Source organism: Cochlodiniinecator piscidefendens (assembly GCF_011326755.1).
In the GTDB taxonomy this organism is placed as follows: domain Bacteria; phylum Pseudomonadota; class Alphaproteobacteria; order Rhodobacterales; family Rhodobacteraceae; genus Cochlodiniinecator; species Cochlodiniinecator piscidefendens.
This window is the reverse complement of sequence record NZ_JAAOIE010000003.1, coordinates 275,428-286,709: the sequence shown is the minus strand read 5'-3', so window position 1 is coordinate 286,709 and position 11,282 is coordinate 275,428. Positions and strand designations below refer to the sequence as shown.

General features: G+C 50.8%; 13 protein-coding genes. 6 read left to right on the top strand and 7 right to left on the bottom strand.

Features of this window, described 5'->3' with window-relative positions:
- The first annotated feature begins 1 nt into the window (after position 1).
- The 4 genes from G9C99_RS10285 (at position 2) to cpaB (ending at position 1,618) form a co-directional block, all read left to right on the top strand.
- Complete coding sequence (locus G9C99_RS10285) at positions 2-187, top strand: Flp family type IVb pilin (protein WP_166417399.1); 186 nt, start codon at positions 2-4, stop codon at positions 185-187.
- A gap of 28 nt (positions 188-215) precedes the next feature.
- Entirely contained in the window at positions 216-401 is a 186-nt protein-coding gene (locus G9C99_RS10280; protein ID WP_166417399.1) for a Flp family type IVb pilin, read from the top strand.
- A 28-nt stretch (positions 402-429) separates the two neighbouring features.
- A complete protein-coding gene (locus G9C99_RS10275; protein WP_166417398.1) occupies positions 430-606 on the top strand; it encodes a hypothetical protein in 177 nt (58 codons plus the stop codon).
- Between the two features lie 175 nt (positions 607-781).
- Positions 782-1,618, top strand: a complete 837-nt coding sequence (cpaB, locus tag G9C99_RS10270) for a Flp pilus assembly protein CpaB (RefSeq protein ID WP_166417397.1) — start codon at positions 782-784, stop codon at positions 1,616-1,618.
- A gap of 33 nt (positions 1,619-1,651) precedes the next feature.
- Here cpaB and G9C99_RS10265 read toward each other — a convergent pair whose 3' ends face one another.
- The gene (locus G9C99_RS10265) at positions 1,652-2,242 is read right to left on the bottom strand and encodes a TetR/AcrR family transcriptional regulator (RefSeq protein ID WP_166417396.1); all 591 of its coding nucleotides are present in this window, start codon (positions 2,240-2,242) and stop codon (positions 1,652-1,654) included.
- 83 nt (positions 2,243-2,325) lie between these two features.
- Between G9C99_RS10265 and G9C99_RS10260 the strand changes: the two genes are divergently transcribed.
- Positions 2,326-2,823, top strand: coding sequence for an anthrone oxygenase family protein (locus G9C99_RS10260; protein WP_166417395.1), 498 nt, complete (start codon positions 2,326-2,328; stop codon positions 2,821-2,823).
- Between the two features lie 73 nt (positions 2,824-2,896).
- Here the strand turns inward: G9C99_RS10260 and G9C99_RS10255 are convergent, their stop codons facing one another.
- The 3 genes from G9C99_RS10255 to ychF all read right to left on the bottom strand — a co-directional run bounded on the left by G9C99_RS10255 (position 2,897) and on the right by ychF (position 7,907).
- Complete coding sequence (locus G9C99_RS10255) at positions 2,897-4,789, bottom strand: acyl-CoA synthetase (RefSeq protein ID WP_166417394.1); 1,893 nt, start codon at positions 4,787-4,789, stop codon at positions 2,897-2,899.
- A 101-nt stretch (positions 4,790-4,890) separates the two neighbouring features.
- Entirely contained in the window at positions 4,891-6,672 is a 1,782-nt protein-coding gene (locus G9C99_RS10250; protein ID WP_166417393.1) for an ABC transporter transmembrane domain-containing protein, read from the bottom strand.
- A 137-nt stretch (positions 6,673-6,809) separates the two neighbouring features.
- A complete protein-coding gene (ychF, locus tag G9C99_RS10245; RefSeq protein WP_166417392.1) occupies positions 6,810-7,907 on the bottom strand; it encodes a redox-regulated ATPase YchF in 1,098 nt (365 codons plus the stop codon).
- A gap of 122 nt (positions 7,908-8,029) precedes the next feature.
- On the opposite strand from ychF, the gene trpA reads away from it, so the two are divergent.
- Entirely contained in the window at positions 8,030-8,821 is a 792-nt protein-coding gene (gene trpA / locus G9C99_RS10240) for a tryptophan synthase subunit alpha (protein ID WP_166417391.1), read from the top strand.
- A gap of 54 nt (positions 8,822-8,875) precedes the next feature.
- Here the strand turns inward: trpA and G9C99_RS10235 are convergent, their stop codons facing one another.
- From G9C99_RS10235 to G9C99_RS10225, 3 genes are read right to left on the bottom strand one after another with little or no spacing between them, the layout of a single operon-like run.
- Positions 8,876-10,204: an MATE family efflux transporter gene (locus G9C99_RS10235; RefSeq protein WP_166417390.1), complete on the bottom strand. Its 1,329-nt coding sequence runs from the start codon at positions 10,202-10,204 to the stop codon at positions 8,876-8,878.
- Positions 10,197-10,697: a PaaI family thioesterase gene (locus G9C99_RS10230; protein ID WP_166417389.1), complete on the bottom strand. Its 501-nt coding sequence runs from the start codon at positions 10,695-10,697 to the stop codon at positions 10,197-10,199. Before G9C99_RS10230 ends, G9C99_RS10235 begins: the two co-directional genes overlap by 8 nt.
- On the bottom strand, positions 10,694-11,140 hold the full coding sequence (locus G9C99_RS10225) for a PaaI family thioesterase (RefSeq protein ID WP_166417388.1): 447 nt from the start codon (positions 11,138-11,140) through the stop codon (positions 10,694-10,696). The genes G9C99_RS10230 and G9C99_RS10225 overlap by 4 nt, the downstream gene beginning before the upstream one ends.
- Positions 11,141-11,282: the final 142 nt, after the last annotated feature.

Sequence of the window (11,282 nt, the reverse complement as noted above, 5' to 3'; positions counted from 1 at the left end):
AATGCTGAAACTCTTCAAAAACTTCAAAAACGACGAATCTGGCGCAGTAACTGTTGACTGGGTTGTTCTAACCGCTGCCATCGTTGGCCTTGGCTTCGCAGTATTGAACGCTGTTGGTACGCAGACCGCAACTATCGGCGACAACATCGCGACACAGCTCGATACTAACGGCATCACAACTTACTAATTCAACTCTTACAGCAAGGATTAAGAACATGCTGAAACTCTTCAAAAACTTCAAAAACGACGAATCTGGCGCAGTAACTGTTGACTGGGTTGTTCTAACCGCTGCCATCGTTGGCCTTGGCTTCGCAGTATTGAACGCTGTTGGTACGCAGACTGCAACTATCGGCGACAACATCGCGACACAGCTCGATACTAACGGCATCACAACTTACTAATTCAACTCTTACAGCAAGGATTAAGAACATGCTGAAACTCTTCAGAGATGACGAATCTGGTGCAGTAACCGTTGACTGGGTTGTTCTGACCGCCGCAATCGTCGGTCTTGGCTTTGCTGTTCTCAACTCAGTTGGTCCACAAACAGTGGCCTACAGCGATGAAATCGTTACCGAGTTAGATAGCCAAGGTATCGCAACTTACTAACGATCCAAAATTTACAAGAGGCCGCGCTTTTGTGCGGCCTTTTGCATTTCCACTAAATGCTTTTGAAAATTCACAATGAAACCGTTGGGTTTCCTCTATCTTGCCACATTCTATTGCGACGTTGAGGACAACCAGTGCTTTTCGCACGCTTAATATTTGTTTGAAAGGACGTAAAATGCGCGCTGTTTTTGGGTTAGTTTTGTTACTTGGTGTCGCGCTGGCGGGCTTTGCAGTCTATCAGGCGAAAGGCTATGTTGGAGCATATCAGGCTCAGCTTGAGCTGGAGCGCCAGAACAATCGCCAAATCGTTCCTACGGTCGAAGTCTTTATCGCAAATCGTCAAATTTTGTATGGCGAACGCATCACCCGCGAAGACATCGCGTCTATTCGCTGGCCCGAAAATGCAATCCCTGAAGGTGCATTTTTGGCCTTTACCGACCTCTTCCCAGAAGGTCAGCCAGAATTCCGAGAGGCTCTTCGTACGATTGAAGAAAGCGAAGCCTTTCTTCCACAAAAAGTCACCGAGCCAGGCGAAATCGCCGGTATCATGTCTCAGCTTGCGTCCGGCAGCAGCGCTTTCACTGTCAATGTAGACGCCAGTACCGCCGTCTCTGGCTTCCTGCGTCCTGGTCACCGCGTTAACGTTTACTGGACAGGTGATTGGAATGGACAGGAAATCACACGCCTTATCGAAAACGCGGTTAGCATCGTTGCAATTGACCAATCCGCAAATGAAGAGCGCGATCAAAACGAAGTTCCTCGTACGGTAACTGTACAGGTATCACCGCAACAGGTCGCCGCCCTCGCACAAGCCCAAAGCACCGGTCGGCTTTCCCTGTCACTTGTTGGGAACAATGATGCGACGGTTGCAGAAGTCATCGAAGTGGATCAGAATCGGTTGCTCGGCATTCAAGAACGTCAGGTTGTCGAAGTAGCACGAGAACGGGTTTGCACAACACGCGTAAGGCGTGGGGCCGAAGTTATCGACACCCAGATCCCTTGTACAAACTAACTCAAAGGCACCTTCGGGTGCCTTTTGGTATCTTTACGGTTTGGTTAACTTGAAAAAGACGTTTAGGGCGGATTGCGCCCTCTCATCTATTTCTTTTTGGCTCGGCAGAGGCATTACTCCAATCACCCGTTTGATCTGTAGATCCCCTACCAGAAGCCCCAAAAACCAAGTGGTCAACTGTTTGGCATTTCCTCCTTTATCCCGAGCAACCGCTTGAATGATATTTTCGATCAACGGCTGAATTACCTCGCGCCCTCCCGCCGAAATAGCAGCGCCCAACTCTCCCGTTGGATCAGCGGCCGCGGCGCGATTGAGCAAGATAGCCCGCTCCCCAAGGATCATCGCCAGAAACACTGGCGCAAATTTTTCTAACGTCTGAACAGGGGCATCCTGCGTTGTGATCGCCGAATTCAGAATGCGTTCAATTTCGATGGTATTGTCCCGGACCAACCTTTCAAAAAGGCCACGTTTATTCCCATACCAACGATAAAGAGTTTCATTTGAAGCCTTGGCTGCCTTTGCAATGCTCAGCATTGACGCCCCATCATATCCCTTCTCAGATAAAATCGTATAAGCCGCGTCTCTTATCGCTTCATGTCGGTTTTTCTTCGTTTCGTCTTTCACGGATGTCTCCAAATTTCCCTTGCCATTTACTGTACACACCATTACGGATAATCGCAAACGTACACATCTATACGGAAAATATTATGCTACGCCATATTACAACACCACTCATTCTTTCGTCGTTGTTGCTCAGTGCAGCTATATTCGGTTTTTTCTACGCTTGGATTTGTTCAACAATGTGGGGTTTAGATGCAACTGATCCTCGCATCGCAATTCAGGCCATGCAGGCAATGAACGGCTCTGTTAGGAACGCCGTCTTCGCCCCGGCGTTTTTTGGAACCCCTGTGCTTCTCGCCATAACCGCATTGGTATTATGGCGTCAGCAATTCGCAGTGAGCGCATATTATTTCACTGCCAGTGCGACGATCTATTTTTTCTTTGGTCTCATCCTAACCATGTCAGTCAATGTCCCAATGAACGAAGCATTGGCCATCCAACACGTGCCAGACAATATTTCAGATGCAGAGAAAATATGGGCGGAATATTCGCCGGAATGGCAGTTTTGGAATCGAATCCGCACTGTCGCCTCCGGATTATCTTTCTTGCTGGCGGCCTATGGTTCTTTAAAACTGAAGCGGTAAACCAAATAGCGGCCAAACTGTTTCTTGGCGGAGTTGCTAGCCACCTAATTTTTGAGGCGGCTAGCATTGGTTTCTATTTGTCGGCGGCCCATTCCCACGGCCGCACAAATTGGCCTAAGCACTTGGTTATCTCTTCGTCGGAGGATGACCCATCTTTATTAATCTGAGCAACCAGACCGCGCTTTTTACTGTCCAAAACGCTTACGATTTCAGCATCGATCCCTGATTTAGAAAGCGCATCGTTATAGACCCGCGTAATCGCCATCTTACGCAGATCAGGTTTAAACACCTTACCCACAGCTGTCTTTGGAAGCTCTGGCAATATTTCAACATGTTTGGGGCGCGCAGCTCGTTCGTGGACGGTTTCGTTTGCATAGGCCAATAGCTCTGCCTCTGTCACCACCGCCCCATCAATCAATTCCACATAGGCACATGGGATTTCCCCAGCGTGGGCGTCCGGTTGCCCAATCGCCCCAACAAACGCAACGGCCTCATGACCGGCCAGCGCCTCTTCGATCTCAGCGGGATCAATGTTATGTCCACCGCGAATGATCAAATCCTTGGCTCGGCCAGTGATCCACAAATACCCATCTTCATCAATGCGTCCAAGATCACCGGTACGAAGGTAAACATCATTGTGGAACAGATCATGGTTCTTGTCTGTTTCAGTATAAGTAGATCCGGCAAACACCCCGATGTTATCAATACAAATTTCACCAATTTCGTCAGTGTCACATTGCTGCGGCCCGTCCGGTGCCTGGCGTAGAATTTTCACATCGGTATAGGGAAATGGTACGCCAACCGACCCAACTTTGCGCGCACCATCTGGCGGATTACATGAAACCAGACAGGTCGCCTCTGTCAGTCCATAACCTTCGACAACTTCAATTCCGGTGGCATCCTGAAACCGGTTAAACAGCTCTATTGGCAATGGGGCTGAACCAGAAAACGCATTCCGTAGGGACGAAATATCTGCATCGACAGGCCGTTGCATCAAAGCCGATAGCGCAGTTGGCACGGTAATCATAAAGGTCACGCCCCAACGTTCGATCAATTTCCAGAAGTTATCGAAAACGCCATCCCCTCGGTAACCCGCCGGTGTCGGAAACACGACATGGGCGCCAGAAGCAATCATCGACATCAGAATTGGATAAACGGCAAAAACGTGAAACAGCGGCAATGGGCAGATAATCACATCATGGGATTCAAAGAGCAAACGGTGACCCAGCCACCCGTTATACACCATTCCTGAATACTTATGCTGCGCAACCTTGGGCATTCCTGTCGTCCCGCCCGTATGAAAATAGGCCGCAACGCGATCACCAGTGCTGTCGGCAAAATCTAGCGTTTTATTTTGCTTGGCCATTTCTTTACTGAAATCCAACACCCGCGCCGAATGCGTAACCGGATTTTTGGGCCTGATTAGCGGCACAATCCAACTTTTTGGCGGAGATAGATATTTCAGAAGATCAACTTCAAGAACGGTTTTAACGCCCGGCGCCATTTTCAAAGCTTCGGCAGCTTTTTGTGGAACGTCGGTTTTAGGAAAAGCCTTTAGCGTAACAAGAACAGTCGCCCCGGTTTCACGCAGGATAGCCGCTATTTGTTCAGCTTCCAAAAGCGGGTTAATAGGATTTGCGATGCCCGCAATGGCCCCGCCCAGCAATGTATCAACAGTTTCATTCGCGTTGGGTAGCAAATAGGCGACGACGTCTTTTTCACCGATACCTAGGCTACGAAACATATTAGCGGCCTGCACAGCACGATCAAAGACATCAATCCAACTTAGAGTCTCCGCCTTATCCTTGGCTCCGGATGTAATTTGGTAACTGACCGCATTCCGATCACCATATTGGTCACGCGCGGATTTTAAAAACTCGTACAGCGTTTTGGGAACATTACGATCTTCCCATGTTTTTTCGGCTTCTATCGCATCGCGATCGGCCACTGTCGCAAATTTGCTCATGCGGTCATCTCCCCTACATCCTTTTTAGGATCTTATTTGATCCAAGGATGGGACGGAAATGCCTCTACCGCAAGTCTAACGCTACGAAATTTTAGTTTAGCTTACCCTTCGGTAAACTGAAGACGCGCCAGTCGTGCGTATAATCCACCCTCGTCTACAAGCGCCTCATGGGTTCCTTCGGCAACGATTTTCCCGTCCTCAAACACCAAAATACGATCAGCCCGTTTCACCGTTGCCAACCGATGCGCGACAATCAAAGTGGTTCTATTTTCTGACATTTCTTCAACGGCCTGCTGCACGGCGCGTTCGCTTTCGGCATCGAGTGCTGACGTCGCTTCGTCCAATAGCAACAAAGGGGCGTCGCGTAAAATGGCCCGCGCAATTGCAATCCTTTGCTTTTGGCCGCCAGACAACATGACACCACGTTCACCAACGTAGGTATCATACCCATCAGGCAAGGCACTTAGGAATTCATGTGCAGCCGCAGCCTTGGCTGCGACTTCGACCTCTGCGTTGCTTGCCTCGGGACGGCCAAAGCGGATATTTTCTCGGGCGGACATCGCAAAGATGACAGGATCCTGCGGAACAAGAGCGATCGCGCCACGAACCGCTGTTCGTTCTGCTTGTGCGACATCGACACCATCCAAAGAAATTTGACCCGAACTCGGATCATAAAAACGTTGGATCAATTGCAAAATCGTAGATTTACCAGCCCCTGATGGACCGACCAAAGCAACAGTTTCTCCGGCTTTCACTGTAAAACTAACTTTGTTCAACGCAGATTGCTGAGGTCGTGTTGGGTAATGGAATGAGACGCCTTTAAAGGAAACTTCGCCTTTTACAGGACACGGCAAAGCAACAGGGTTCGATTGATCCTGAACTGGATCATCGGTATTCAAAAGTTCGACCAAACGTTCTGTCGCGCCCGCGGCACGCTGCAATTCACCCCAAATTTCGGATAAAGCCCCTACAGCGCCGGCCGTCATAACCGCGTAAATCACGAACTGGACCAATGCGCCGGGGGACATAATATCGGCCCGCACATCACGCGCTCCAACCCACAGCACACCAACCACACCCGTAAATATCAGAAAGATAACAATCACAGTCATCACAGCACGCGTTCCGATACGCGCTTTAGAAGATTCGTATGCCCGTTCAGTCACGGCAGAAAAATCATCAGATGACAGCTTTTCATGCGTGAACGCCTGAACGGTTTGAACAGATAACAGCGCTTCGGAAGCTGAACCAGAACTCTGCGCGATCCAATCTTGATTTTCGCGGCTTAGATTGCGCAGGCGCCGCCCCAATACGATGATCGGTATCAATACCATCGGCACAATAAGCAACACAAGCCCGGTCAGTTTTGCGCTGGTAAAGAGCATCAAGATTATCCCGCCAAAGAACAGCAGCACATTGCGCAGTGCCACAGAAATAGACGACCCAATTACGGACAAAATTAGCGTAGTATCAGTGGTAATGCGCGATAAAACCTCGCCAGACATCACCGTATCGTAAAATCCAGAGGACAGTGAAATGACTCGTGCGAAAACGGCTTTTCGAATATCGGAAACCACCCGTTCCCCGAGCTTTGTCACCATGTAATACCGCAGCCCTGTTCCGAGCGCCAACAGCATAGCAATCACCAACGCTGCGAAAAAGTACTGGTCCAGCAGAGCGATATCATCAGCGTTAAAGCCATCGATAACCCGGCGTACCGCCAAAGGTAACGTCAAAGATAACCCAGCAGTCGCGATCAATGCCAATAATGTCAGCGCAACCCATCCCTTATAGGGCAGCAAATAAGGGATCAGTCCCCGCATTGGGCCAACTGTTTTTGACTTTTCACGTTCTTCAGGGTTTGAATTATCGTTACGTGCCATGGGGCCTGTCCATCGTTGTTTGTTCTCACATAAAACGCTCTGCCCCGCGCAACAAGCGATGATTGCTCAACTTGCATCTTTGACGCAGAAACAAAAAAAGCGCCCAACTGGGCGCCTTTTAAGGATCGTTGCAAATTTTAGGTATTAAACAAGAAATGCATCACATCGCCATCTTTTACGAGATAGCTTTTCCCTTCGATCCGCATTTTGCCTGCTTCTTTTGCCCCAGACTCGCCTTTGAACTGAACAAAGTCGTCATAGGCTGTTGTTTCTGCCCGGATAAATCCGCGTTCAAAGTCACCATGAATGACACCGGCGGCCTGTGGGGCCAATGTCCCCGCTTTGATCGTCCAAGCGCGTGCTTCTTTTGGCCCAACGGTAAAGTAGGTTTCCAATTTCAACAATTCGTACCCAGCACGGATCAACCGGTCTAGACCTGCTTCTTCCAGACCCATTTCCGTCAAGAACATCTCGGCTTCGTCTTCTTCGAGCTGGCTGATTTCTTCTTCGATCTGCGCGGAAATCACGACCGAAGCCGCACCCTGCTTAGCGGCCATTTCAGCGACAGCTGCGGAATGGTCGTTGCCTTCTGATGCTGACCCTTCGTCGACATTGCACACATACAAAATGGGCTTAGACGTCAAAAGTTGCAGCATATTCCATGCCTTAAGATCGTCTTCGTCAACCTCAACCGTGCGTGCCGGTTTCCCTGCCTCAAGCGTGTCCAAAGCGGTTTGCAACAGGCGTTGCTGCTGCACCGCTTCTTTGTCGCCACCTTTGATCTTGCGTACGATATTCTTAAGCCGTTTTTCAATCGACTCCATATCCGCGAGCATCAATTCCATTTCGATGACTTCAGCGTCTTCAACTGGGTTCACTCGGCCATCAACATGGGTAACGTCGCCGTCTTCGAAACAGCGCAGTACATGTGCGATCGCGTCAGTTTCACGGATATTGGCTAAAAACTGGTTGCCCAAGCCTTCGCCTTTTGACGCGCCTTTCACCAGACCCGCAATGTCAACAAAGGTCATGCGTGTTGGAATGATCTGCTTTGATCCAGCGATTTCCGCCAACGTGTCCAACCGCGCATCGGGCACAGCAACCTCACCGACGTTTGGTTCAATGGTGCAGAACGGGAAATTCGCCGCCTGCGCAGCCGCTGTTTTTGTCAGCGCGTTAAAGAGGGTCGATTTCCCAACATTCGGCAAACCGACGATACCCATCTTAAAGCCCATGGCACTTTCTCCGTTCCTAATATCCGCGCGCATGTAGGGGCCTTAGACCCTTCTCGTCAAGCGGGGCATTGATTTCCGCCTTAATTTCGCGCAAACCGCTAATGAAAATACATGAGGGTGCCATGACTCGGATTGACCGTAAGTTTGAAGAACTAAAAGCAGCAGGCAAAAAGGCGTTTGTGTCTTACATTATGGCGGGCGATCCCGACTATGATACATCGCTTGAAATCGTCAAAGGTTTGCCCGCCGCTGGCGTCGACATTATCGAGCTTGGCTTGCCCTTTACCGACCCTATGGCGGATGGTCCGACGATCCAACTTGCCGGGCAACGTGCCCTTGCTGCAGGTATGACTTTGAACCGAACGCTCGAATTGGCAGCAGCGTTTCGTGAAACCGACGACACAACCCCGATTGTCCTGATGGGGTATTACAACCCGGTTTACAGCCACGGTGTTGACAAATTCCTTGCAGATGCAAAGGCGGCAGGCATCGACGGGCTCATCATCGTTGATCTACCACCCGAAGAAGACAGCGAACTTTGCATTCCTGCCCAAGCAGCGGGTCTGAACTTTATTCGTTTGGCCACCCCAACCACCGACAACAAACGTTTGCCTAAGGTCATGGAAAACACCTCGGGCTTTATCTACTACGTGTCTGTGACAGGCATCACCGGCGCCGCCGAAGCGGAAGCAGGCGACGTTGGCCCCGAAGTAGCACGCATTCAAGCGGCTGGCGATCTTCCTGTCATCGTGGGCTTTGGCATCAACACACCGGAAAAATCCGAAGCCATCGCCAAAGTCGCTGATGGGGCCGTGGTTGGTTCTGCTATCGTGAGCAAAATCGCCGAAGGCCAACCTGTTGATCAGGTTCTGGCCTTTGTCAAAACGCTATCAGATGGCGCGCACCGCGCCTAAGGTTCTGCACCAATCGTTCGAATGTAAAAAGAGCGCCGATCGCGGCGCTCTTTTCTATTGGGAGACCTGTGCCTCCAACCTTGGATAACGGGCCCATAGCGTCACCCCGCGCGCAATATTCAAAATCAATAAGGACGCCCATAACCCATGATTGCCGAGACCCGGTAACAATAGCGCCAGCGCCAGAATGTAAATGGCAACCGACCACAACATGGCCTGCATCATCTGACGGGTCCATGTTGCGCCGATGTAAATTCCATCAAACATATAGGACGCAACGCTCAGGATCGGAAGCAAAGCCACCCAATACAAATATGCGCGTGCCTCAGTACGAACATCGGGTGCGGTCGTCATCAAGTCGATCAATATCCAGCCAAAGAACCAAAAGGTGGCTCCCAGCATCAATGCACCTGCTGCCCCCCATTGGCTTGTCACTATCGCGGAGCGACGTAATGCAACCCGGTTTTTCGACCCCACTGCTGAGCCAACAAGCGCCTCAGCTGAAAACGCAAACCCATCAAGTGCATAGGCCGTGATTTCTATGAATTGCAACAATATCTGATTGGCTGCAAGCGTCACATCACCCAGCCCTGCCCCGAGGAATAAAAAGCTGGTGAAGGCCCCGGTTAGCAAAACGGAGCGCACCAAAATGTCGCCGCTGACACTCAGCATACGCCTCAGGCGATTGGGATTGAAAATCGCCGCGCGATCCCGCCAGGCTGATCCCGCAAATGCATCTCGACACAGCCAAAGCCCTAACCCCAAGCCTGATACCTCGGCGATCAAAGTGGCAACAGCAACACCTTCAACACCCCAGCCAAGTCCCAGAACAAACCAAAGATCCAGCCCAATGTTCAAACCGTTCATCCAAAGCTGCAGAACCAAAATGCCTCGGGTGCGCTCCATCGCAATCAACCACCCGGTCACCGCATAAAGGGCAATCGTCGCCGGTGCCCCCCAGATGCGAATACTCAGATAGGCGCGTGCATATCCCTCAACGGCCTCAGACGCAGGTGCGAGCGTGAACGCCGCCCACATCAAAGGAACCTGAAGCAAAACGAACATCGCACCGGCCGCCCCACCGATCATGAGCCCTCGCATCAGCAAAGCAACGACTTCGCCTTGATCCCCTTCCCCGCGCGCTTGGGCGGCCAAACCTGTTGTTCCCATCCGAAGGAAGCCAAATATCCAATACACCGCAGACAGAATTACAGCACCGATGCCAACCGCACCAATTGGCGCGGCCATCCCCATTTGGCCAACAACACCTGTATCCACCGCCCCGAGTATCGGGACCGTTGCATTCGATAGAACTATAGGCGCAGCAATGGTCAGAACACGGCGATGACTCACCTGCTCTGGTACAGAAGATGTATTATTCATCCCGCTGTGGCATCAGAAAATGCCCCGTTGCTTGGGCAAACAAGCGTGTTCTGTTGTCTTGCCAAGCCTCGACATGTACGCTGGCATACCGTCGCCCTGACCTGTTTACCCGCGCTCGCGCATAGGCGTCGCGCGGCAGGCCAGAGCGTAAATAATCGACCGTAAAATCAATTGTTTTCGGAAGCTTGGGAAAATTCTCAATCGAAAGATCATCTGTCGCCAGCGCCCCGCTTTCAACATCGTTCCAGATCATCGCCCAGCTGAGTTCAACAATCGCCGTCATCTCTAAAAACGCTGCAGTTACGCCACCATGAATGGCCGGTAGCAAAGGATTTCCGATCAGTTTTTCTGTGAAAGGCAAAATAGCCGTCAGTTCGTCGCCCCTGCGGTCAAATTGAATCCCCAAAAATTGCGCATACGGAACACCTTCGACCAAAACTTTCAGCGCAGCATCCCGACGCTGTTTGATCACTTGTACAGGTTCTACTTTCATTTCAAGAACCCCTTTGCAGTGTCTCCATTTTGCATGGTGAACGCCCCGGTCGCCGTCGCAACAGGACGATCCGTATCTTCGTCCATTGCTGTAGCCCGAACGAATGCCACCGACCGCGTCACGTTGTAACATTCAGCCCGCGCTGTAATGCTTTGGCCCGGCGTGGCTGGCCGCATATAATCAATACGCAGATCGATTGTCGCCGTAGCACTTGGGCCACTCGGATGCGCCATAACAGCTGCGCCGCAGCATGTATCCATAAGCGCCGAAACCGCGCCCCCGTGAATGACTCCAGTCTTCGGATCCCCAATAAATCGTTTATCATACGCCATGGTGATTTCCGCCATGGCATTGCCAATTTCAGTAACTTTCATTCCTAATTCGCGTGAATGAGGGATGGCTTCTATGAATTGTCGCGCAATGCGCGCCATATCGTCTGACATCTACTGGTCCCCTTTAGCGTCTTTGGTGTTGTCCTCTCCAAATGCGGCCAATGCAAGATCGATATCAAAAAACCTCACGTTCTTATTTACTGAACGCACGTAGTGTTGATCTCTTGAACAGATCCTCTTAGGGTCCGATCAA